The organism is Akkermansia sp. GGCC_0220 (assembly GCF_017566105.1).
Classification (GTDB): domain Bacteria; phylum Verrucomicrobiota; class Verrucomicrobiia; order Verrucomicrobiales; family Akkermansiaceae; genus Akkermansia; species Akkermansia massiliensis.
In genome coordinates this window covers 115,446-137,676 of record NZ_JABFCI010000006.1, presented here as the reverse complement: position 1 = coordinate 137,676, position 22,231 = coordinate 115,446, and the positions used below count along the sequence as shown (strand labels likewise).

The window sequence follows — 22,231 nt, the reverse complement described above, 5'->3', positions numbered from 1 at the left end:
AAAGGTTAGGGTGTTTTAGTCCCGAATCTGGGACTATGCGTTTGACAGGGCGGAGGGAACCGATGTTCAATATTTTTTCCACCGTTAACTCAGATATTCCGCCAGCAGGCCTTGCAGCTCCTTGTGGGCATAATGCAGACGTGATCTGAGCGTTCCTTCAGAGATGCCCAGAAGGGCGGATATTTCCGTGTGGTTGAGTCCTTTTACATCATGAAGCACAACGACTTCCCTGTGCTTGGTGGATAGTTTTTTCAATGCTTCATTAATCTTGAGCTGAAGTTCGTTCAGATGGGTGCGTCGTTCAGGGTCCGCTCCGTCCGTTTCGTCAGCCATGTTCATGTCCTTTTCCGTATGGTCGCCGTACTCGTCGTCGTCCAGGCTGTAGGTCATCCTGCGGTTGCGTTTTTTCAGGAAGTTTCTGGCATGGTTGACGGCAATGGAGTGCAGCCATGTATAAAAGGCGCTTTGTCCGTTGAAGTAGCGCAAGGCCCGGTAGGCTTTGGAGAACGCTTCCTGGGCGATGTCATAGGCATCGTCGTAGTTGTCCGTCATCTGGTACAGGGTGGCATGGAGCTTGCGGCTGTGGCGAATGACAAGTTCGTCAAAAGCTCGCGAATCTCCCTCCCGCGCCCTGGCGACCAGTTCAGTGTCTTCCAAGGTCGTATATGCAATGGGTCCCGACATATTAGCAGCAGAATACCCAAAAATAGGGACCCGCTACAAGGGCAAATCGTATGCACGCCCCCCTTTACCCTCAAACCAGCGCATGTATGCCACATTAACTGTGGTATATCCGCCCGGAGTCGGGTAGTCTCCGGTGAAATACCAGTCGCCGCAGGGGCCTTCTATGGATTCGTGCAGGTTTTCGATGGTCTGGAAGATGACTTCCACGGGGCACGGGGCGTCGTGCGGAGTGACCAGGCGGGTGATTTCACGGGAGATTTCAGCGTCCGTCAAGCCTTCGTAAATGGCCTTGACGCAGTTGCGCCGTTCTTCCCTGGGCTTGGTCAGTTCCTCCTTGCATGCCTTGTATACTTCTTCCAGCAACCGGGCCTGCCCGTGCTGCTTGATCAGGGAGACTGCCGCCTGGAAGGCGATGAAGTTCCCCAGTTCGGACATGTCAATGCCGTAGCAGTCCGGATACCGGATTTGCGGAGCGGTGGAGGCGACGACGATTTTCCGCGGATTGGTGCGGCCCAGGATGCGGAGGATGGACCTTCTCAGCGTGGTGCCGCGGACGATGGAGTCGTCAATGGCGACGAGCACGTCTTCCGGTCCCACGGCCCCGTAGGTGAGGTCATATACATGGGAGACAAGCTGCGCGCGGCTCTTTTCCTGCGTGATGAAGGTGCGCATCTTGATGTCCTTGTGGGCGATTTTTTCACCGCGCGGCCACCGTTTCAGGATGGCGCTGTCCAGCATGTTTTCATCCAGGGTCCCGTTTCTCAGGGCTTCCAGTAGCTGGGCGTGCACGCGCTTGCGGCGGTAGACGCGCAGGCCTTCCAGCAGGCCGTAGTAGGCGGTTTCCGCCGTGTTGGGAATGTAGGTGATGGCAGATTTGTCAAAGCGGTCTTCCAGGGAGTCCACGATCTGCGGGGTCAGCGCCGCGCCCAGGGCCTTGCGTTCCCGGTACACGATGGGGTCGTTCCCGCGGGAGAAGTATATCTTTTCAAAGGAACACGGCGTGGGTTTCAGGGGCGTGGTGAATTCCGTGATGACGTGCGTGCCGTCCGCCTTGATGGAAAGCATGTTGGCCGGCGGCAGTTCCTGCACCTGTTCGCTTTCCACTTCAAAGACGGTCATCAGCGGGACGCGTTCAGAGGCCACGGCAATGAATTCATCCGTAATCAGGTAGTGGCAGGGGCGGATGCCGTGCGGGTCCCGCAGGCAGAAGTAGTCCCCGTTGCCGATGGCGCCCATGATGGCGTAGCCGCCGTCCCACTGCCTGGCTGAGTTGTGAATGATTTCCTGGATGTTGAGCCGGGAGGAGATGGCATGGGGGATTTCCGGGCCGGGCATGCCGCTGTCCCGCAGGGCGCGGTAAAGGTCCGTATGGGCTTCATCCAGATGGTAGCCGATTTCTTCAAGGACGGTCTGCGTGTCCGTGCCGAAGACGGGATGCTGGCCGCGCTCAATCATGCGCTGGTTCAGTTCCGGCGTGTTGGTCATGTTGAAGTTGCCCAGCACCATCAGGGTGCGCGTCGGCCAGTTGGTGCGGCGCAGGTAGGGATGGCAGGAGCCTTCGTCAAAGAGGCCGGAGGTGCCGTAGCGGAGGTGCCCCATCAGGATTTCCCCGCCGTAGTCAAAGTTGTTTTTAATGTCTTCAGCGTCTTTCAGGTTGACCTGGCCGCGGCGGACTTTTTTGTTAAGCTTCTTGATTTGCCCGTTGAAGATGGTGGTGAGGGCGTCCTTGCTGGCGTCCCGGGTGCGGAACAGGTAGGGCTGGCCGAGGGGCATGTTCAGTTTCACGCAGCCGATGCCCGCTCCATCCTGGCCGCGGTTGTACTGCTTTTCCATCAGGATGAGCAGCTTGTTGAACGCCCAGAGGGTGGAGCCGTATTTATCCTGAAAATAAGAGAGAGGCTTAAGCAGACGAATGGCGGCTACGCCGCACTCGTGTTTAAGAAAATCGCTCATGGGATTGTGATGAAAAGATTGTCCTGTAAGTGTGGTGTATCCGCTGCAAGGAGATGGTGCCTTCTCTATTCGCCCTGTACCTTGACATGAATGCCGCGGCCTTCTCTCAACGTGCCGATGACCGTGCCGCCGGGGCCTGCCTTCAGCGCGGCTTCCACGTCCTCCGGCTTCACGATGGCTACCCAGCCGATGCCCATGTTAAAGGTGTTGAAGCGGTCCTGCGGGTCCACATGCTTCAGGATTTTCTGGGCTGCGGTGTTGTCCCAGCAGGGAATGGTGAGGTCCGCGCCGTAGTCGCCCAGGAAGCGTTCCAGGTTTTCCGGAAGGCCGCCCCCCGTGATGTGGGCGTATGCCTTCGGGATGACATTGAAGCGGCGCATGTCCGCCACCACGTCATGGTACAGGCGGGTGGGCTGCAGCAGGGAACGGAGTTCCTCTTCATCAACCACGTCCGGGTTTTCCTCCAGAATGCGGCGGATGAGGCTCCAGCCGTTGGCATGGAAGCTGTCGGATTTGTAGCCGATGAATACGTCTCCGGGGCGAACGGTCTTGGGGTCGATCAGCTTGCTTTTTTCACAGCATCCGATGCAGAAGCCGGAGAGTTCCACGATGGATTCCGGAACCACGCCGGGCATTTCCGCCGTTTCTCCGCCGGCCAGGATGCAGTTGCAGGATTCCAGATAGTCGCACATGCCGGCCACCAGGCGGGTGATGCGGGTACGTTCCTGTTCCAGATTGGAGATGCCCAGGTAGTCCAGGAAAAGAAGAGGGTCTCCGCCCGTGGTAAGGATGTCGTTGACGTTCATGGCCACCAGGTCCTTGCCGGCGGTTTCCACCATGTCCAGTTCGAAAAGGATTTCCGTCTTGGTGCCTACGCCGTCGCATCCGGTGACGATGACCGGTTCCTTGTAGGAGCTCAGGTCATAGGCGGCGGCAAAAAGACCGAAGGCCTGGTGCAGGGATCTCTGCTTTTGCGTTCTTTTAACGTGAGAGCTGATGTCGGATACGAAAGCGGCTGCTTCTTTGGTATCGACCCCCGATTGCTTGTAGGTTAGTTTGCCGGACATTGAACGGATGGACTGGGTGTGCCAGCATCCTAAAGGAAGGCTCCTGCCGCGGCGAGTGAAAAAAGAAGTATTTTTGCCATAGGCCGCGCAGGAGGAAGCCTTTTTATTCCACTTCTATCTTGCAGTCGCGCCAGAGCCACCAGGCATCCAGCGAGAATTTGCCCGGTCCCGTGTAGAAGAGGGTCAGGTAAATCAGCAGATAGATGGCGGCGAGCTCCTGTGCGCCCCAGCCGGAGAGGCCCAGGACGAGGAAGAGAGCCACGCACATGTTGATGATCAGGAGAAGGGAGGCCAGGCGGGTGAAGAGCCCCAGGAAGATGAGGATGGAACATCCGAATTCCGCGCCTACGCACAGCAGCAGGGACAGGAAGTTGCCGATTCCCAGCGGGTCCTGGAAAGCCGCCCAGTTTCCGCTGATGAGCATTCCCAGCTTGGGGATGCCGTGCACAAGCATCATCGCGCCTACGCCCAGGCGCAGCAATAGGACGCCGAAGTCCATGCTGGTGTTGGTGGAGAAAGAGCCCAGCAGGCAGCACGCGGATGATTTGCATTTATTCTGTTCCATGCACTGTAGACCGTTCGTGCGGCAGAAATGCTCAAATAAAATAGGATGAAATGAAATATCCGGAACCAGGAGGAAGCGGCCTGCTGCGCGGACGTTCCGTTTGAGGAGAAGCCGGGCACTTTCCGCAGTTTCCGGCCTGCCAGCAGATACTGCCGCGCGCGCGGGTGGAGAAGGAGATAATGTTTCTTATTGAAGAGGCTGGCAGACAGCCTCTTCAATAGGTTTTTCAAGGGGTGTTCAATGCTTTTTTGCGGGAATCAGGCGGAAGGCGGAGGGGGATTTGGCGGATTTGATTTCCAGGGGCTTGGTCGGGTCCTTTTGAGTTTCCGCGCCTATGGTGATGATAAGCCTGTCTTTGGGGTGGATGACGGTGGCGTTTTCAAAGACGAGCGTATTGGAGCCGTCCGTCAGCTTCCAGCCGTCCAGCAGGATGCCGGAGTCTCCGGGATTGTTGATAATCACGTTGCCGGTGCCAGGTTCCAGCTTGGGGGCGGGCTGCTTGAGCTTCATGCTTTTTGCCAGCTTGGCGAAGGTGATTTCAGCAATGCGCCGCGCGCCCGGCTCCGTGGGGTGCAGGCCGTCCACATACCATTCCGGATGATCGGAAAGGGGGTGCAGCGCGTCAAAGAGGCCGACCTTGTGCTTGCGCGCCACGGAGGCGATCAGTTTTTCCGCTTCCGGACGGTTGGCCGCGGAGCCGTTGTCTGAGCCTGCGTATTTGCGCACGTCCGGATAGCAGTTGCCGGGGAACGCCTTTTTGTTGAGCGGGCCGCGGTAGTCCGGACCCAGCAGGCCCCAGGCGAAGAATCTGGCCTTGGGATTGGCGGATTTCCAGGCATTGAACAAGTCGTCATAACCCTTGGCGAACAGCTTGGGGTCCCACCAGCGGCCCGTATCGTTGATGCCCAGGTTGCAGATGTAAACGTCCGCCTTGAATTCCAGGGATTGCTTGTGTTCCTTGGTGCTGCCGTACCAGCGGCCCACTTGGCCCGGATAGTCGCCCGCCGTTTTTCCGGGGTTGCCGAATCCCCGGACGTCAAAGTCCGGACCCATCAGCGTGCCGAGCACCTGCGGATACCGGGCATCTCCGGGTTTGAGGCCGGAGCCGAAGGTGATGCTGTCCCCCACGCAGGCTACTTTGGTGGGGACGGCCTGTGCCGCGGTGCCCAGGGAAAGGGCCGCGGCCAGGGAAGCGAAGAGAAGATGAAGGTTCATGGTATGGTGGAGTGAGAAGGGTTATTTTTTAGGAGTGGGCGCATCCGTGCGGAAGGGGCGGGCGGGGAGCTGGTCGTCGTTGACCAGGTTGGGGGTCACGAAGCGGTTCCAGCAGTACCGTGCGTGTTTGGGGGATTTGACCTCCGGGGAGGTGAGGCGGATGACAGCGGTGCTGCCTTTCCTGTTCGTGATTTCCGCCGTGGCGGGATGGTAAGCGCCGTCCGCCCCGGCAATTTCAAACTGGGCCGGTTCCTTGCCGTCCGTCGTGGTCAGGTCTTTGGCGTGTTCCAGTTGGATCAGAAGGGCGCTGCCGGAGGGTTTGAAGGCTTTGAAGGAGGGGCCTTCACAGGGAACCTTTTTGCCATAAACCTTGTTGAGTGCCGTGTTCCCCGCGCGTTCTCCCACGGGACGCTTGAAGGGGGGGTGGACATCGGCGTTGGTGGAACCCAGGTCAATGGTGTTGATGCTGTAGACCTGCGGGACGGTTTTGGCTACCGTGTCCTGCATTTCCCGGAATTCCGGCCAGCCGGCACGGATTTTTGACGGATCGTTGATGCGGGGGAGCTGAATCATGACGAAGGGCATTTCCGGATTGCGGAAGGCTTTCCTCCAGGAGGAGATCATGGTTTTCAGCAGCATGCCGTTCTGTTCGTTGTCAATGATTTCAGCGTCGGATTCGCCCTGGTACCAGATGACGCCCGTGATGGGGAGGGCTGTCATCCACGCGATGCCGGATTCATAAAGGAACGCCGGTTTGTAGGGATGGTCCGGAGACCCTTGGTCCAGACGCGGGGAGATGTTTTTTCTGGCGCGTCCCCTTACCCAGTCGGAGATGAGGGGGGAGTCCAGCCAGTGGTTGCCGCGCAGGGTGCGGAAGCTGTTGTTGGCATTGATGACCTGCCGGGGAATCCACGCCGCTATTTCCGAGCCGCCCAGGGAGGAATGGATGATGCCTACCGGAATGCCGAGCCCTTCACGGAGTTTTTTGCCGAAGTAGTAGCCGACGGCCGCCATCGGGCCCGAGGCGGCGGGGGAACTGACGGCCCACTGCCCCTTATAGAATTTGTCCGTAGTGACGGCGTCAAAATCCTTGTCGGAATAGGGGGCGTTGTTCGTGTGGGCCTGTGGGACGTTGTTGAACAAGCGGAGCTGCTCGTCCGCGGAGGCGGCTATGTCTTCCTTGGCCGTGGAGGTCTGGTTCAGGCGGAACAGCATGTTGGACTGCCCGGAGGCCAGCCACACTTCTCCCACCAGCACGTCGTCCAGCTTGGAAGAGTCTCCGTTCTGGGTGGCCGTCAGCGTTTGTCCCTCTGCGCTGGGTTTCATGGGGGGCAGGGTGACGCTCCATTTTCCCTTGGAATCCGCCTTTGTTTTCAGGGAGGAGCTTCCGAAGGTGACGGTTACTTCCTTGTTGGGATCAGCCGTGCCGGAGACGGGCACGTTTTTCCCGTGGGGAAGGACCATGTGGGAACCGAATACCCGGTCGAATTGGGGAGCGGCCGCCCAAGCCGCATTCAGGGCGATGGCGGCAGCCAGGATGCATGGAGTATGGAGATGCATGATTTAACAGGTTATTTGAGAAGGAGTTCGTCCCGTGTGAGGCCGGTCAGCCGTCCGAGCCGTTTGATCAGGCGCGTCATGATGAAGACGAGGGCGACCAGGATGGGCACCCCGATGATCAGGAAGCCCCACCAGGTGATGCTGCCGATGGCCACGTTGTAGGCCACCTGCTGTTCCGCCTCAGGCTGGCGCATGACGGAGGACATGAAAGAGAGGCTCAGGAAGAAGTTGCCGATGGAGGAGGCAACCAGCGTGCCCGCCAGAATCCAGGACGAGTTTGCCAGCAGGCGCTGGTAGGCCTGTTCCTCGCCGTTGGCGGCCACCGCCTGTTCTATCCTGCGCACGTCAAACAGCTCCGGCGTGTAAATGAACATGTTGAGAAGGGGGGAGCCGGTGGAGCGGGAGACGACGACCGCCGCCGCCAGGATGAGGGGAATCAGGGCCTCCTTTCCGGCAAACAGCCAGGGAGTGGCGCTGTGGATGCGCCCCTCCGGCCCGATGACGAAGATGCTGATGACGCCCGTCAGCAGCACGCCGGCCATGCCTACGCCGGACATCAGGTCAAATTTCCTGGTGACGACCAGGGAACGGATTCCATAGACCAGGGGAAGGGAAAGGGCGAAAACGAGCGCCCATACCGGGCCGATGTGCCAGAAGCTTTCCCCTGCCGGACGTTCCAGGGGATTGGCGGGGCCCGCGCTGCAGTAGTCCAGAATCAATACCGGGAGCAGGATGTTGATGAAAATTCCCAGCAGGGAGGAACGTGAGTTGTTTTGCGTTTTATCCATGAATTCGGAGGCAGGTACTTGTATCATACGCAGATGCGTCCCCGCAAGTTGCAACCCCGTGTGTGAATGTAAAGACCAGAAGCGGGGGGAGGCGGTTTTTTCCTCCGCAGGCGCCCCCGCGAAAATCGTGGCATCTGACGGCATCTTCCGTTCTTTTGGCTGGACACAGGTGTGAATAATGTTCAGCTTCTCCCGTGACTCTGACAGATCATTTTTCCCCCATGACTCAAACATCTTCTTTTTCGACGCTTGGCATTTCGCCGGAGATTCTGGAAGCCATTGAAGTGCTCGGCTTCGATACTCCTTCCGCCATTCAGGAGCAGGCGATTCCCGCTGCGATCGGAGGGTCCGATATCGTGGGGCTGTCCCATACGGGTTCCGGAAAGACGCTTGCCTTTGCCATTCCGGCCCTGGAGTGCATTGATCCCGAGGAGCGGAATGTCCAGGTGCTGGCCCTTTGCCCCACGCGGGAACTGGCCGTCCAGATTTGCCGGGAGGTGGACAAGCTGGCCCTGTTCATGGACGGCGTTTCCGCCGTTCCCATTTATGGCGGTTCCTCCTTCCGCCCGCAATTGGACGCCCTGCGGCGCGGGGTCCAGTTCGTGGTGGGAACGCCCGGCCGCGTCATGGACCTGATGGAGTCCGGTGCGCTGAAGCTGGACAATCTCCGCATGCTGATTCTGGATGAAGCGGACGAGATGCTGGACATGGGCTTTTTGGAAGATATTGAACGTATTGCGGAGTTCATGCCGGAAACGAAGCAGACCCTGTTTTTCTCCGCCACCATGTCTCCGGAAATCAACCGGCTGGTGAACCGGTTCATGAAGGACCCCGTCCAGATCACCATTGAGCGGCCCACGCTGACGGTGCCCACCATTGAACAGTCTTATTATGAGGTGGTGTTTTCTTCCCGGATTGAGGTGCTCAGCCGCCTGCTGGACACAGGGAAGATCAAGATGGGCCTGGTTTTTGCCAATACCAAGAAAGTGGTGGACGACATCGTGGACGGCCTGACGGCCCGGGGTTATCCCGTGGACCGCCTCCACGGGGACATGCCCCAGATCATGCGGGAGCGCGTGATGGATTCCTTCCGCAAGGGGAGCCTGCGTCTGCTGGTGGCTACGGATATTGCCGCCCGCGGCCTGGATGTGGACGATGTGGATGCCGTGGTGAATTTTGAACTGCCGCGTGATCCGGAGGATTACGTGCACCGCATCGGCCGCACGGCGCGCGCCGGGCGCAAGGGGAAGGCCATCACTTTTATGGGGCGCCGTGATTTTTCCCTGATGAGCCGCATTGAACGCTTCATCGGCGTCAAGCTGACTCCGGAACCCGTGCTGACCGCCGTTCAGGTGGACCAGCTCCGGACGGAATCCCTGGTGGATGACATTCTGGAACGCCTCAAGCCGGATGCCGTTCTGCCGGAGGAATTGAAGGAAGTGGAAGCCGCTCCGGAAGCCATGGCCGCCGCCCTGTTTGATTTGCTCCGGGAGCGCACGCACCGGGAAGTACAGCCCATTCCGGAGGACAAGCCCGCCCGCAGGACGCGCCATGTATCCCAGCCCGGAGAAGAGGCGGAGAGCCCGCAAAAGGGAGATTCCTGGCAGCACAAGGGGGATACGGTCACGCTGTTCATGAACGGCGGCAAGATGATCGGCCTGCGGCCCAAGGACATCGCCGGATTGTTTTACAATACGGTGGAAATGGAGAAGGGCGCCGTGGGCGATATCCGGATTTTCCCCAAGCATTCCCTGATTGAGGTGGACGCTTCCGTAGCTCCCCAGCTCCTGGACGCCCTGGCTACGGCCACCGTCTGCGGGTATGAGGTCAACGTCCGCGAGGACAAGGGCACGCCGGAATATTCCGACGGGCCGCGTCCGCCCCGCCGCAGCGGAGGTTTCCGCGGCGGCTACCGCGGAGACCGGGACCGGAGCGACCGCGGCGGATTCAGGGGAAACCGCGGAGGCTTCCGCAGTGACCGTGGTGAACGCTGGGGCGACCGCCCCCGCAGGGACGACAGGAAGAAGCGGTTCTGACGCTTCCGCGGTTCCGGACACGTTACTTGCGTCCTTCCGGAAACGGTTTTTTCCACGGGAGCGGCTGCTTTACTGGAGTTTCAGTTCCATGGGCACGGGGTCCGGATTCAGGAGGATGCCTTTCCGGTAGGCGGTCCCCGCCTCCTCGGCGCCGTTTTTGTACTGCTTCCACAGCCTATGCAGCGTATCCCGGTTGCCTGGGATGCGCAGGAAATCGGTGTGGGCCTTGTTGGCGTGTTTGCTCCATGGAGCCATGCCCCTGGCGGATTTCAGCATTTCCAGTCCGGCAGACAGTTCCCTTTTTTTAAATGGCGCCCTGCCATGCAGATTTGGAAGAGCTGCCGTTCCGGCACGCCGTATGCCTCCGGATTCCAGGCGCCCCCCCTGTAAACGATGAACAGGTCCTTATTCTCTTTTTCGGCTTGTGCGGCGGCTTTTTCCAGGTCAGCCATTCACACGTCCAGCCCGCAGAGCGTACCGGAGGGAAGCAGAAGGGCGGATGCAATCAATAGAGTATGGGGCAGTTTCATAGTTTTTTCACTATAGGCCTGATACAGCAATCATCAATTCCCTTTCCGTTTAATTATCTTGAGAGATGGGAGAATTCATGTAAGATCGCGCTCTGTTTTAACGTTTCCCCTAGAGTCTATTTTCATCTGAATCATGAAGCTGGTATCTTTCCTATCCGTTCTTCTGACTGCCCTGGTTCCGTGCATGAGCGCTTCCGGGCAGGCTGCGAAGCCCGCCGCCCGGGCCGTCAAGAATTCAAAACCCAATGTTATTTTTATTCTGGTAGACGATATGGGCTGGGGCGATCTGGATTCCAACTGGAGCCAGCAGAAGCTGAACGGGCGGACGGTGGACAGGAAGAACGAGTTCAAGACCCCGGCTTTGTCCGCGCTGGCCCGGGAGGGAATTCAACTGCGCCGGCATTATTCCGCCGCTCCGGTCTGCGCTCCGGCGCGCGCCTCCCTGCTGCTGGGGGTGCACCAGGGGAATTCCCGCGTGGTGAGGAACAACCGCTTTGACCATCCCATTGAAGATTCCCATACGCTGGGCACCGTGATGCGTGACGCCGGTTATGATACCGCCGCCATCGGCAAGTGGGGCGTGGGCGGCGGCGGCGAAAGCCATGGTCCGGTGACGGGCGGTCCCCACCAGCGCGGCTTCAATTATTTTTACGGCATCCTGGACCATCTGGCCGGGCATTTCCATTATCCTTCCGAGTCCCGCGACATTTTCGAGTACAACGGTTACGCCTCCAATCCCGAATGGAAGAATATCAAGGACAAGGTTCCCCAGACCGCCTATTCCACGGATTTGTTTGCCGCCCGCGCCAAGCAATGGATTGTGGACCAGCGCAAGTCCGCCCGCAAGACCGGCAAGCCGTTTTTCCTGTACCTGGCTTTTCCGGCCCCTCACGGCAACCTGGTGGTTCCCGGAACGCCCTATCCTTCCGGCGGCGGTTTGAAAGGCGGCCTGCAGTGGGTGAAGAAGAACGGCACGGAATCCGTAAATACGGCTTTTGACGCCAAGGCGGAAAAAGACAAGGACACGTACATTTATCCGGACAATGCCCGCTTCCCGAATGAGGTGGCCAAACGGCATTCCACGATGATCCGCCGCGTGGATGATGCCGTGGCGGATTTGATTCATCTGCTGAAGGATTTGAAGATCGACAACGATACGATGATTGTCTTTACCTCCGACAATGGCCCCCACAATGAAGGCGGCGCCGACCCCAAGCATAGGCATGGGGCGCAGAATCCGCAGTTTTTCAAGAGTTACGGCATGATGGACGGCATCAAGCGCGACTGCTGGGAAGGCGGAATGCGCGTTCCCACGCTGGTACGCTGGCCCGCCCGCATTCCCAAGGGCCAGATCAGCCTCCAGCCCGGACAGTTCCATGACTGGCTGGCTACGCTGGCGGATGCCGCCGGAGTGCCGGTTCCCGCCCGCAGCGACGGCGTTTCCCTGCTGCCGACGCTGACAGGCCATGCGGACCAGCAGAAGCCCGGCATTATTTATTCCGAATATAACGTCGGCGGCAAGACGCCCGGCTACAAGGATTTCCTGGGCGAACACAAGGGAGCGGAACGGGGCCAGCAGCAGATCGTCTTTGTGGACGGCCTGAAAGGCCTGCGCATGGGGGTGAAGGACGCGGACAAGGATTTCATGATTTTCGATACCCTGAATGATCCGCAGGAAAGCAAGGACCTTGCTTCCTCCAAGCCGGAGCTTCAGGCCCGCATGAAGGCCGCTGCCCTGTCCAATCGGCGTGCCTCCCTTCCTTCCAAGACGGTGTTTGATACGGCGCTGGTCCCGGCAGTGGAGACAAAAGGGGCTGCCTCCCCCGGCTTGAAGTGGTCCCTCTATGAAGGGGAGTTTCCCTGGGTTCCGGATTTCCGTCAGCTCAAGAAGCAGGCTGCCGCGCACGGCGTGGCTCCGTCGCCGTCCGTCAAGATGAACGGTCCCCGGAAGCGCGGGGTGGAATTGACGGGGTTTGTGAAGGTGCCCGCTGACGGGGAGTATACGTTTTACCTGTCCACGGACGCGAACAAGGGGAGCAAGGCCTTTGTCCGCCTGCACGGCATGGAGTTGATTGACGCGGATAAGACTTACGAACCGGGCTCCGAAGTTTCCTCCGATTTGGGCGACCGGAAGAATCCCGTTTATTTAAAGGCCGGGTTGCATCCCATCCGCATCGGCTATGTGGGCAATGCCGGTCCCGCCTCCAAGCTGGTCTTGAAGTGGGAAGGCCCCGGCTTGTCCAAGCAGGAGATTCCCGCGTCCGCGTTCAGCCATGACGGCGGGGCCGAATAAGAACCTCCGATGAGCGACCTTTACGAGTACCAGGCGATTGACGGTTCCTCCAAGGGACCCATCTCCCTGGTGCTTCTGATTCAAGCCCGCAACCATGGGCGGCTGTCCAACCGTACCCTGGTGAGGAAGCTTCCCGACGGGGGCTGGCAGCCGCTGTCTTCCTTCATTCCCTCCATGACCGTCATGGATGCCGATATGGAGGAATCAGCCGTGCCGGAGCCCGAAACCGGGGGAGAGCCCGCCATTCCCGCCTGGACGCGGAAGAAGTATTGGACGCGCATCATTAAGGGATGGTGCAGTTTTGAAGGACGTGCCGGAAAACAGGAGATGCGCGAGGTTTATTCCACCATGGGCATCGCGTGGCTGGTCGTGGCAGGGGTTCCGTTCATCATGAAAAGCGGTTTTTTTTCCGTGTCCCCCCTGTTGGAGCTGCTTTTTCCCCTGGCTTACGTGGTGCTTCCCGTGTTGTTTCTCCCCCTGGCGGCTACGATGGTGCGGCGCCTGCATGATGTGGGGAAAAGCGGCCTTTTCCTGATATGGCTGGCCGTGCCCGTAGTGGGCTGGCTGCTGTTGATGTATTTGTGTTATGGGGAGAGCCTGCCGGGAGAGAACAAGTACGGTGATCCGCCCTGGAGTTGAAGAATGAAGCCGGAAGCTGGACGCATTGAAGGAGAACAGGCCGGGATGGAACGTCCGGTTAGGGGAATTTCTGCATGATTGCGGCATTGAAAATGAACAGGTTTTTTGTTATACTGATTATTCTGGTTCAAAGCGCTGCTCATGGCTTCTCCCAGACGGAATTCACCATTGGCCTTTTTGATGGCGGCAGGAGCAGAGTGGTTCCGGTAACCGTTTATCAGCCGGAGAAGGAAAGCTCCGAGACAAAGGTAATCATTTTCAATCATGGCTATGAAGGAAACAGGAACGTCAAATCCAGCCAGACATATTCCTATTTGAACCGTTTTCTTGCAGGAAAGGGGTATTATGTAATCAGCATACAGCATGAATTGCCCCAGGATCCGCTTCTGGCAATGGAAGGGAATTTGATGGAGGCCCGCATGCCGAATTGGGAAAGGGGAGTGGAAAATATCCTGTTTGCCATTCAGGAGTTCAGGAAGCTGAAACCGGGATTGGATTGGGGAAAGCTTATTCTCATAGGGCACTCAAACGGAGGGGACATGGTCATGCTTTTTGCGGCCAGGCATCCCCTTTTGGCCGATAAGGCCATTTCCCTAGATCACCGCAGGATGAAGATGCCGAGAATCCGGAAACCGCGGCTGTATACCTTGAGGGGATGTGATTATGAGGCGGACGAGGGAGTGCTGCCCGGTATAAAGGAGCAGGAGGAGTTTCATATGAGGGTGGTGAAGCTGGAGGGAGTTACGCATAGCGGCATGGGAGGGGGCGGAACGGAGAAACAGCACGAGCTGGTCAATCGGTTTGTACTTGAGTTTATCAAGTGAGGTCCGGGTTGCCCGTTGGTGGCGCGATGCCCAGGAAAGAGATTTTCCTCGAAGGCGCGGTCTTGTTCTGCGGAAATAGAAAGGGCCGTCCCCAATAAATGGAACAGCCCCTTCCAGGTTAAAAGTTATATTTGGCGTTACGCTTCCACGGCTTTGGAGAATTCCTCCACCGTGTCACAGGTGCAGACCAGATTCCGGTCCCCGTAGACGTTGTCCACCCGGCCCACGTACGGCCAGAATTTGTGGATGCGCAGGCCGGCTACCGGATAGGCCGCCTCACTGCGGGAGTAGGGGTGCCGCCATTCGTCGGCGGAGACCATTTCCGCGGTATGGGGGGAGTTTTTCAGGACGTTGTCTTCCTTGTCCGCCGTGCCGTTGATGACGGCCATGATTTCTGCATGGATGCGCTCCATGGCTTCAATGAAGCGGTCCAGCTCCTCCTTGGGTTCAGATTCCGTGGGTTCCACCATCAGGGTTCCCGGAACAGGGAAGGACATGGTGGGGCCGTGGAAGCCGTAGTCCATGAGACGCTTGGCGATGTCATCCACGGTGAGTCCGGCGTCATGGGTGAGCTGGCGCGGATCCAGGATGCATTCATGGGCCACCAGTCCCTTGTTTCCGGAGTAGAGGACCGGGAAGAGGGGTCCGAGCTTTCTGGCGATGTAGTTGGCGTTCAGGATGGCCATTTCCGTGGCTTCCTTGAGGCCTTCCGGTCCCATCATGGACAGGTACATCCAGCAGATGGCGGCAATGGAGGCGCTTCCCCATGCTGCGGAGGCCACAGCTCCTTCCTCATGGCCCAGCGTGAGGTGGCCGGGCAGGAAGGGAACGAGGTGTTCCGCCACGCCGATGGGTCCGATGCCGGGACCGCCGCCGCCGTGCGGCATCGCGAAGGTTTTATGCAGGTTCAGGTGGCAGACGTCCGCGCCGATGCAACCGGGGCAGGTCAGCCCCACCTGGGCGTTCATGTTGGCGCCGTCCATGTACACCTGGCCGCCGTTGGCGTGGACGATGTCGCAGAGTTCCCTGATGGTCTGTTCATACACCCCGTGCGTGGAGGGGTAGGTGACCATGATGCAGGAGAGGTTGTCCCGGTGGGTTTCCGCCTGGGCTTTCAGGTCCTCCATGTCGATGTTGCCGCCTTCGTCGCATTTGACGGGCACCACCTTGAGGCCCGCCATGGCGGAGGAAGCGGGGTTCGTTCCATGGGCGGAGGTCGGGATGAGGCAGACGTCGCGGTGGCCTTCCCCGGCGTGCTTCTGGTAGCGGCGGATGGCCAGCAGGCCGGCGTATTCCCCCGCCGCGCCCGCGTTGGGCTGGAGGGAGACGGCGGCAAAGCCCGTGATTTTCGCCAGGCGGTCGGACAGGATGGAGAGCATTTCCCGGATGCCTTCCGACTGGTCCGCCGGAACAAAGGGATGCAGGGAGCTGGTTTCCGGCCACGTGATGGGGATCATCTCGGAAGCGGCGTTCAGCTTCATCGTGCAGGAGCCCAGAGGGATCATGGCTTCGTTCAGGGCCAGGTCCCGTGATTCCAGACGGCGGATGTAGCGCATCATTTCCGTTTCGGAATGGTAGGAGTTGAAGGCCGTTTCCGTGCAGAAGGGCGTCTGGCGCGTATGGACTGGGGCCCAGGCGGGAGTCTCGCAGCAGCAGGGGGCGGAGGTTTCCGCGCCCGCAAGGGCGGAGGCCAGCGCCTCTACGTCTGCGCAGGTAGCGGTTTCATCCAGGGAAATGGTGACGTGGCCGGCATCCACCTTGCGGATGTTGTAACCCGCTTCCAGGGCTTTCCGGACCATGGCGTCCGCCTGGCCGGGAACGGTCAGCAGCAGGGTATCAAAGAAGTCCTTGTTTTCAATGGTGATGCCGGCGTTCGTGAGCGCCTTGTACAGGCTTTTGGTTTTCCGGTGGATTTCCGTGCCGATGCGCTTGAGGCCTTCCTGCCCGTGGTATACGGCGTAGAAAGCGGCCAGCACGGCCAGAAGCACCTGGGCGGTGCAGATGTTGGAGGTGGCCTTGTCACGGCGGATGTGCTGTTCCCGCGTTTGCAGGGCCAGGCGGTAGGCCGGGCGGCCCTGGGTGTCTATGGACATGCCGATGAGGCGGCCGGGCATGCGGCGCTTCAGGGCGTCCGTGCAGGACATGTAGGCGGCGTGGGGGCCGCCAAAGCCCATCGGAACGCCGAAACGCTGCGTGTTGCCAATGCAGATGTCAGCCCCGAAGGCGCCGGGTTCCCGGATGACGGTGAGGGACATCAGGTCCGCCGCCACGACGCAGAGCGCGCCCGTGGCATGCACGCGGGAGAAGAAGTCCGTGTAGTCGCAGATGCGGCCGAGCGTGTCCGGATACTGGACGAGCGCCCCGGCCAGGTCCGCGCCGACGGAGGCGGGGTCAAAGGAGGTCCAGTCCCCCACCAGGATGTTGACGCCCTGGAAGGCGGCGCGGGTGCGGATGACGCTGATGGTCTGGGGGTGGCAGGTGTCCGCCACAAAGAAGGTGTTTGCCTTGGGGCGCGCGTTCCGGCACATGGTGACGGCTTCCGCGGCGGCGGTGCCTTCATCCAGCAGGGAGGCGTTCGCCACCGGCAGGCCCGTCAGGGAGGAGACCATGGTCTGGAAGTTCATGAGCATTTCCAGGCGTCCCTGGGCGATTTCCGGCTGATAGGGCGTGTAGGCCGTATACCAGCCGGGATTTTCCAGTACGTTGCGCAGGATGACGGAGGGCGTGATGGTGCCGTAGTAGCCCTGGCCGATGAAGGTTTTCAGAAGCTTGTTTTTCCGGAGGATGGAACGGAGTTCCTCCAGGGCTTCCGTTTCCGATTTGGCTGCGGGCAGGTCCAGGGAATCCTGCATCCGGATGTCTGCGGGAACGATGTCCGCAATGAGTTCATCAAGAGTTTGGTAGCCGAGGCTGTCAAGCATCTCCCGGCGTTCTTCCCCCTGGGGGCCGATGTGCCGTCTGGCAAAGTCTGAGTGGGTATTCATGTGGTATCTGGCAGGTAATGGAGCCCGGCCGCGGGGGCCGGGTTAAATTCAAAATGCCCCGGGATGGAATCACCGGGGCGGGGGAGGGAAGAACGGGTCAGGAACAGTATTCCTCGTAGTCCGTGGCGTTCATCATGTCTTCCGTTTCCGTGGGAACGTCCAGGCGGATTTTGTACAGCCAGCCTGCTCCGTAAGGATCGGAGTTGATGAGGGAGGGATCATTGGAAAGTTCTTCATTCACTTCCAGGATTTCACCGGAAACCGGGGTGTACACGTCACTGGCGGCCTTGACGGATTCCACGACGGCGACGGGGTCGCCGGCGGCAACGGTGGCGCCTACTTCGGGAAGGTCTACAAAGACTACATCGGAGAGTTCGGCCTGTGCATGGTCTGAGATGCCGATGGTGCCGATGTCCCCGTCAATTTCAATCCATTCGTGATCCTTGGAATACAGCAGATTTTCTGGTACGTCGTGCATAAGATGTAATTGTTTGAGGTGAGAGTGTAGTAAAATGCAGTGTTTGTCAGTTTATTTTTGCGCCGTAGTGTCAACCTTTCTTATAAAAGGGTTTTTTAACTACCACGGCAGGGAATTTCCTTCCCCTTACGTCAATTTCCAGCTCGGTGCCGACCTTGGCATGGGCGACAGGCAGGTAGGCCAGGGCAATGCCCTTCATCAGTGAAGGAGAGAGCACGCCGCTGGTAAGTTCTCCGATGGCTTCTCCTCCGGGAACGTGAACGGCATAGTGGGAGCGGGGAGGAGCTCCCTTGCCGGTGTATTCAATAGCCACCAGGCGCTGGGTGAGGCCATTGGCTTTCTGTTCACGAAGAATGTCGGCGCCGGTGAAGTCCGTATCCAGCGCGCAGAAGAAGCCGAGCCCGGCTTCCAGAGGCGTTTTGTCCGGAGCGAGGTCGGAACCGTTCAGAGGATAGCACATTTCCAGGCGCAGGCTGTCGCGCGCGCCCAGGCCGCAGGGCTTGGCGCCTGCGTCAAGGAAGGCTTCAAACCATTTGACGCCTTCCCGGGCCGGACAGAAGAATTCAAAGCCGTCTTCCCCGGTATAGCCGGTGCGGCAGACGAGGAGGTCCGTTCCGTCCACCGTGATGCGGGAGATGCCGTTGCGGGGGGGGAGCTCCACGCCGGGAATGACGCGGGCGAAGATTTCTCCGCATTTGGGGCCCTGGACGGCCAGGCCCACATATTCGTCGGAATGGTTTTCCAGGACCACGTCCGCGGGCTTGTGGGCGGAGAGCCACGCGAAGTCTTCGTCAATCTTGGAGGCGTTCACCACCACGAAGAAGGTTTCCGGCTCCATCCGGTACAGGATGAGGTCATCAATGACTCCGGCCCGGTCATTGAGCATGATGGAGTATTGCCCCTGGCCGATGTCCAGTTTATTGATGTCATTGGTCAGCATGGAGTTCAGCCATGCAGCCGCTGCGGCGCCGGCCACCGTGAACTGGCCCATGTGGGAGATGTCAAAGATGCCGCAGGCTTCGCGCACGGCTTTGTGTTCGTCCAGGATGCCGGTGTACTGCACCGGCATGTTCCAGCCGGCGAAGGGAACCATTCTGGCTCCCAGTTCAACGTGCTTGGCTGCCAAAGGGGTGGATTTGACGTCGGGATCAGTCATGAGGCGATGTGAAGGTTATGAGCAATCTGCTCTCTGCATCAGGAAAAGTCAATGGAATTCCGGTAAAGCTTTGGGCTAAACATTGAAGCGGAATTCGACCACGTCTCCGTCCTTGACGACATATTCCTTTCCTTCAATGCGCAGCTTGCCGTGCTCCCGCGCTCCGGCCTTGCCGCCGCAGGATACCAGGTCGTCGTAATGCACCACTTCCGCAGCGATGAAGCCGCGTTCAAAATCCGTGTGGATGACGCCCGCCGCCTGGGGGGCCTTGGCCCCGGCCGGAATGGTCCAGGCCCGCGTTTCCTTGACTCCTGTGGTGAGGTAGGTGCGCAGGCCCAGAAGGTGGTACACGGCGCGGATGAGGTCGGAAACGCCGGAATCCTGCACGCCCAGGGATTCCAGGAATTCGCGGGCTTCTTCATCCGAAACGTCGATGAGTTCTTCTTCAATCCGGGCGGAGATGACAATGGCCTCCGCGTTGTGGTGTTCCGCCACGTATTTTTTCACCTGGGAGACGTAGGGGTGCGTGTCCGGATTGTTGATGGCGTCCGCCAGTTCGTCTTCATTGACGTTGCAGGCAAAGATGCTTTTTTTGTCCGAAAGGAGCTGGAAGGAATGGAGCAGCTTGCGTTCGTCGTCATCCAGTTGCGATTCAAAGGTGAGGGCCGGATTGCCCTCATTCAGGTGGGGCAGCAGCTTGGTGATGAGGGCCACCTCCGCCTTGGCTTCCTTGTCTCCGCTGCGGGCCTTGCGCTCCCGGGAGGAAAGCCTTTTGTCCATGGTGGCGATGTCCGCCAGAATGAGCTCCGAATTGATGATTTCAATGTCGCGCAGGGGGTCCACGGAACCAAGCTCGTGGATGATGTCGTCATTGTCAAAGCAGCGCACCACCTGCACGATGGCGTCCACTTCACGGATATTCGCCAGGAACTGGTTGCCCAGTCCGGCTCCTTCCGAGGCGCCCTTGACCAAGCCGGCAATGTCCACGAATTCAATGAGCGTGGGGATGATTTTTTCAGAGCCGGACATGTCGGAAAGCACTTGCAGGCGGGAGTCCGGCACCGTGACCATGCCCACGTTCGGATCAATGGTGCAGAAGGGATAATTGGCCGCCTGGGCCTTGCGGGTTCTGGTGACCGCGTTGAAGAGGGTGGACTTGCCGACGTTGGGGAGACCTACAATACCTGCCTGTAACATAGGCAGGACTGATAGCGGCTCACGCCGTGAAAGTCAAATACCAATTGCCGCCGTGCATTTATGCGGCGTCACCCAGGGCCCATTTGAGCAGGTTTTCAGATTCCGCCCAGATGCGGGACGGATGGCAGCCGAGAACGACGACGATGACATGGCGGCCGTTGAAGCCGGCGGAGGAAACCAGGCAGCGGCCGGCGGCGTTCGTGTAGCCGGTTTTCATGCCGGTGACCCACGGGTGCTGGGTGAGCAGCTTGTTGGTGTTTCTCAGCAGAAGCGTCTTGCCGTTGGCGCGGGTGAAGGCGTACTGGCGTTTGCAGATGATGTTGCGCAGTTCCGGATTGCGGTAGACGTAATAGGCGCAGCGGGCCATGTCAATGGCAGTGGAGTACTGGTCCGCGGGGAGACCGTTGGGGTTGACGAAGCGGGAGTTGTACATGCCCATCTGGCGCGCCTTGGCGTTCATCAACTGGGCGAAACGGGGAACGGACCCCGCCGTGTCGCGGGCCAGGGCCACGGCTACGTCATTGAAGCTGCGGATCATCAGGGCATTGAGCAGTTCCCGGCGGGAATAGACTTCTCCGGCGCGGAAGCCCAGCTTGGTGGGATCCGCCTTGGTGTCGGAAGGCTGGATAACCACCTTCCTGTCCAGGCTGCCGTGTTCAAGGACGACCATGGCCGTCACGAGTTTCTGCGTGCTGGCTACCTGGCGGTGCTGGAGTCCGTTGTGGGAGAAAAGCACTTTTCCGGTGAGGGCGTCCATGACGCAGGCGCTGGCACAGCGGGGCGTGCGGGGGGCGCTCGGCGGAATGGCTACCGGACGCGTGGGAAAGTTGGCGGGGCGGGGAAGGGCGTTGGCTACCGGCTGGGAAAGCTGCGGGGGAACAGGCGTTGCCAGGGGGATGTAATCACTTGAATCCCCATACGATTGGCAGCTCGTGGAGCTCAGGCAAAGGGTGAATCCTGCGAGAAGGGCGAACAAACGCATGTCTTGTTGCTACAGTAAGAAGTTTCATTCATCAAGCCCAAACTCCGCATTTGAAAGGGAGTTGGACAAAAAAAGGCCGCGGGTTGTTTGATCCGCGGCCTTTTCTCTCTATTAACTACCTATGGAACCAAAAACCACCCTGGACGGATTTTGAGTTACTTTTCCCACCCGTCGGATAGATCTTGTGAAGGGTGAGACTTTATCCCGCAAAAAGATGTTCAAAATATGTCCGTAAACGGTTATTTTTTTAAGAAATATTTCTGCATGTTTTTATGTTTGCATTAATATAAACACGTTATGGGGTTTTGGCCCTGCATGTACTGTCTGTTGCAGGCATGAGAGTTCTTCCGCAGGCCTTGAAGCGCGAGGGATCTTCCCTTGTTGACATATTTAATTTCTGGAATAATAACTGTTAGGAGGTAGCTTGACGGCTGTTTTAGATGTTTGAGGGTATTTGTTTTGCATCATGAGAAGAAAGTTTTTTTTGCCGGAAGCAGCCCGGAAGCAAAGAAAAAAGTCATTGCGGAGCATAGACGATTATGGTTCCTTACCATAAATTTGAATCATCATGAAAGTTTCCGTCCTGTTTTTGTCACTGGTAGCCTCCTGCATGGCCTGCGCCGAAGTTCTTCCGTTCAAGACGCCCTCTTTTGATACCAAGAGATGCGCTGACAGCGCCAAGTCCTCCGTGTCCATGGAGCAGAAGGAAACGTGCGTTGAAGTGAAGCTGCTGGACGGGGAGAACAGCATGGAGGCAATGATTCCCTTCCGGGACAAGAACGATTACAGTAACCTGGCCGTTTTTGAAAAGGCATTTGCCAAGGAGAATATTTCAAAGAAGCTTGATATTTTGAAGAAGGTGGAACCGAGGCTGGTCAAGACCATTATCCGGGGCAAGGAGGTGAAATGCCCGGTGGTGCCGCTCGTTTCTCCGATCAAGGGAGAGGACGGCTTGATGCTGGCGCTTTTCCTGGCGTCCTATGAAAAGATAGATTTCAAGGCCCAGCAGGAAGGCCGCTTTCAGAAGAAAAGAAACCCGGACGACATCAAGTTTGTATATGGAGTGATTTTTGAAGTTTCCGATCCCGTGTCCAAGAAGAAGCTGGCCGCCCCAGTCAAGTGGGAGCAGGCGGAGACGATTTCCGCCTGGATTGATGCCGTGCGCAAGGAGGTTAAGCAGTAGGAGCTTTTTCTGTTCCTTTAACCGGGCTGACGCGGGCTGCCGCCGTCCGGGGGCGCCCTGCCTGCTGTTGAGACATTTCCGGAAAGGGAGGAGAACT

General features: G+C 58.7%; 18 protein-coding genes. 5 read left to right on the top strand and 13 right to left on the bottom strand.

Annotated elements, in window-relative coordinates; translation table 11 throughout:
• Positions 1-84: 84 nt before the first annotated feature.
• The 7 genes from HJW02_RS06320 to HJW02_RS06290 form a co-directional block, all read right to left on the bottom strand.
• Positions 85-657, bottom strand: a complete 573-nt coding sequence (locus HJW02_RS06320) for a sigma-70 family RNA polymerase sigma factor (protein WP_179218865.1) — start codon at positions 655-657, stop codon at positions 85-87.
• Between the two features lie 60 nt (positions 658-717).
• Positions 718-2,637 carry a glutamine amidotransferase gene (locus HJW02_RS06315; protein WP_022396487.1) on the bottom strand — a complete coding sequence of 640 codons (1,920 nt, stop codon included), beginning with the start codon at positions 2,635-2,637 and terminating at the stop codon, positions 718-720.
• A gap of 65 nt (positions 2,638-2,702) precedes the next feature.
• Complete coding sequence (gene purM / locus HJW02_RS06310) at positions 2,703-3,704, bottom strand: phosphoribosylformylglycinamidine cyclo-ligase (protein ID WP_022396488.1); 1,002 nt, start codon at positions 3,702-3,704, stop codon at positions 2,703-2,705.
• Positions 3,705-3,807: 103 nt separating this feature from the next.
• On the bottom strand, positions 3,808-4,269 hold the full coding sequence (locus HJW02_RS06305) for a DoxX family protein (protein ID WP_022396489.1): 462 nt from the start codon (positions 4,267-4,269) through the stop codon (positions 3,808-3,810).
• Positions 4,270-4,506: 237 nt separating this feature from the next.
• Complete coding sequence (locus tag HJW02_RS06300; RefSeq protein ID WP_102722653.1) at positions 4,507-5,484, bottom strand: GDSL-type esterase/lipase family protein; 978 nt, start codon at positions 5,482-5,484, stop codon at positions 4,507-4,509.
• 21 nt (positions 5,485-5,505) lie between these two features.
• Positions 5,506-7,044: a sialate O-acetylesterase gene (locus HJW02_RS06295; RefSeq protein ID WP_102722654.1), complete on the bottom strand. Its 1,539-nt coding sequence runs from the start codon at positions 7,042-7,044 to the stop codon at positions 5,506-5,508.
• An 11-nt stretch (positions 7,045-7,055) separates the two neighbouring features.
• Complete coding sequence (locus HJW02_RS06290) at positions 7,056-7,859, bottom strand: VC0807 family protein (RefSeq protein ID WP_102722655.1); 804 nt, start codon at positions 7,857-7,859, stop codon at positions 7,056-7,058.
• Positions 7,860-8,053: 194 nt separating this feature from the next.
• Here HJW02_RS06290 and HJW02_RS06285 point away from each other — a divergent pair, with 194 nt between their 5' ends.
• Positions 8,054-9,868: a DEAD/DEAH box helicase gene (locus tag HJW02_RS06285; protein ID WP_102722656.1), complete on the top strand. Its 1,815-nt coding sequence runs from the start codon at positions 8,054-8,056 to the stop codon at positions 9,866-9,868.
• A gap of 69 nt (positions 9,869-9,937) precedes the next feature.
• Here HJW02_RS06285 and HJW02_RS06280 read toward each other — a convergent pair whose 3' ends face one another.
• Positions 9,938-10,144, bottom strand: a complete 207-nt coding sequence (locus HJW02_RS06280; protein ID WP_102722657.1) for a hypothetical protein — start codon at positions 10,142-10,144, stop codon at positions 9,938-9,940.
• A gap of 387 nt (positions 10,145-10,531) precedes the next feature.
• Here HJW02_RS06280 and HJW02_RS06275 point away from each other — a divergent pair, with 387 nt between their 5' ends.
• The 3 genes from HJW02_RS06275 (at position 10,532) to HJW02_RS06265 (ending at position 14,154) form a co-directional block, all read left to right on the top strand.
• Positions 10,532-12,691, top strand: coding sequence for a sulfatase-like hydrolase/transferase (locus tag HJW02_RS06275; protein WP_102722659.1), 2,160 nt, complete (start codon positions 10,532-10,534; stop codon positions 12,689-12,691).
• Between the two features lie 9 nt (positions 12,692-12,700).
• Positions 12,701-13,330, top strand: a complete 630-nt coding sequence (locus HJW02_RS06270; protein WP_102722660.1) for a DUF805 domain-containing protein — start codon at positions 12,701-12,703, stop codon at positions 13,328-13,330.
• 92 nt (positions 13,331-13,422) lie between these two features.
• Positions 13,423-14,154, top strand: coding sequence for an alpha/beta hydrolase (locus tag HJW02_RS06265; protein WP_102722675.1), 732 nt, complete (start codon positions 13,423-13,425; stop codon positions 14,152-14,154).
• A gap of 137 nt (positions 14,155-14,291) precedes the next feature.
• Here the strand turns inward: HJW02_RS06265 and gcvP are convergent, their stop codons facing one another.
• From gcvP to HJW02_RS06240, 5 genes are all read right to left on the bottom strand, one after another.
• Positions 14,292-17,138: an aminomethyl-transferring glycine dehydrogenase gene (gene gcvP / locus HJW02_RS06260; protein WP_102722661.1), complete on the bottom strand. Its 2,847-nt coding sequence runs from the start codon at positions 17,136-17,138 to the stop codon at positions 14,292-14,294.
• Between the two features lie 97 nt (positions 17,139-17,235).
• A complete protein-coding gene (gcvH, locus tag HJW02_RS06255) occupies positions 17,236-17,616 on the bottom strand; it encodes a glycine cleavage system protein GcvH (protein WP_012419500.1) in 381 nt (126 codons plus the stop codon).
• Between the two features lie 70 nt (positions 17,617-17,686).
• Positions 17,687-18,772 carry a glycine cleavage system aminomethyltransferase GcvT gene (gene gcvT / locus HJW02_RS06250; RefSeq protein WP_102722662.1) on the bottom strand — a complete coding sequence of 362 codons (1,086 nt, stop codon included), beginning with the start codon at positions 18,770-18,772 and terminating at the stop codon, positions 17,687-17,689.
• Positions 18,773-18,847: 75 nt separating this feature from the next.
• Positions 18,848-19,969: a redox-regulated ATPase YchF gene (gene ychF, locus HJW02_RS06245; protein WP_102722663.1), complete on the bottom strand. Its 1,122-nt coding sequence runs from the start codon at positions 19,967-19,969 to the stop codon at positions 18,848-18,850.
• Positions 19,970-20,027: 58 nt separating this feature from the next.
• Positions 20,028-20,951 carry a D-alanyl-D-alanine carboxypeptidase family protein gene (locus HJW02_RS06240; protein ID WP_022396501.1) on the bottom strand — a complete coding sequence of 308 codons (924 nt, stop codon included), beginning with the start codon at positions 20,949-20,951 and terminating at the stop codon, positions 20,028-20,030.
• A gap of 568 nt (positions 20,952-21,519) precedes the next feature.
• Here HJW02_RS06240 and HJW02_RS06235 point away from each other — a divergent pair.
• Positions 21,520-22,134, top strand: a complete 615-nt coding sequence (locus tag HJW02_RS06235) for a hypothetical protein (protein WP_022396502.1) — start codon at positions 21,520-21,522, stop codon at positions 22,132-22,134.
• Positions 22,135-22,231 lie beyond the last annotated feature (97 nt).

Bases quoted from the DNA above. Each gene is read 5' to 3' on its own strand.
- HJW02_RS06315 (WP_022396487.1), bottom strand. From the start codon at position 2,637: ATGAGCGATTTTCTTAAACACGAGTGCGGCGTAGCCGCCATTCGTCTG.
- purM (WP_022396488.1), bottom strand. From the start codon at position 3,704: ATGTCCGGCAAACTAACCTACAAGCAATCGGGGGTCGATACCAAAGAA.
- HJW02_RS06305 (WP_022396489.1), bottom strand. From the start codon at position 4,269: ATGGAACAGAATAAATGCAAATCATCCGCGTGCTGCCTGCTGGGCTCT.
- HJW02_RS06300 (WP_102722653.1), bottom strand. From the start codon at position 5,484: ATGAACCTTCATCTTCTCTTCGCTTCCCTGGCCGCGGCCCTTTCCCTG.
- HJW02_RS06295 (WP_102722654.1), bottom strand. From the start codon at position 7,044: ATGCATCTCCATACTCCATGCATCCTGGCTGCCGCCATCGCCCTGAAT.
- HJW02_RS06290 (WP_102722655.1), bottom strand. From the start codon at position 7,859: ATGATACAAGTACCTGCCTCCGAATTCATGGATAAAACGCAAAACAAC.
- HJW02_RS06285 (WP_102722656.1), top strand. From the start codon at position 8,054: ATGACTCAAACATCTTCTTTTTCGACGCTTGGCATTTCGCCGGAGATT.
- HJW02_RS06280 (WP_102722657.1), bottom strand. From the start codon at position 10,144: ATGCTGAAATCCGCCAGGGGCATGGCTCCATGGAGCAAACACGCCAAC.
- HJW02_RS06275 (WP_102722659.1), top strand. From the start codon at position 10,532: ATGAAGCTGGTATCTTTCCTATCCGTTCTTCTGACTGCCCTGGTTCCG.
- HJW02_RS06270 (WP_102722660.1), top strand. From the start codon at position 12,701: ATGAGCGACCTTTACGAGTACCAGGCGATTGACGGTTCCTCCAAGGGA.
- HJW02_RS06265 (WP_102722675.1), top strand. From the start codon at position 13,423: ATGAACAGGTTTTTTGTTATACTGATTATTCTGGTTCAAAGCGCTGCT.
- gcvP (WP_102722661.1), bottom strand. From the start codon at position 17,138: ATGAATACCCACTCAGACTTTGCCAGACGGCACATCGGCCCCCAGGGG.
- gcvH (WP_012419500.1), bottom strand. From the start codon at position 17,616: ATGCACGACGTACCAGAAAATCTGCTGTATTCCAAGGATCACGAATGG.
- gcvT (WP_102722662.1), bottom strand. From the start codon at position 18,772: ATGACTGATCCCGACGTCAAATCCACCCCTTTGGCAGCCAAGCACGTT.
- ychF (WP_102722663.1), bottom strand. From the start codon at position 19,969: ATGTTACAGGCAGGTATTGTAGGTCTCCCCAACGTCGGCAAGTCCACC.
- HJW02_RS06240 (WP_022396501.1), bottom strand. From the start codon at position 20,951: ATGCGTTTGTTCGCCCTTCTCGCAGGATTCACCCTTTGCCTGAGCTCC.
- HJW02_RS06235 (WP_022396502.1), top strand. From the start codon at position 21,520: ATGAAAGTTTCCGTCCTGTTTTTGTCACTGGTAGCCTCCTGCATGGCC.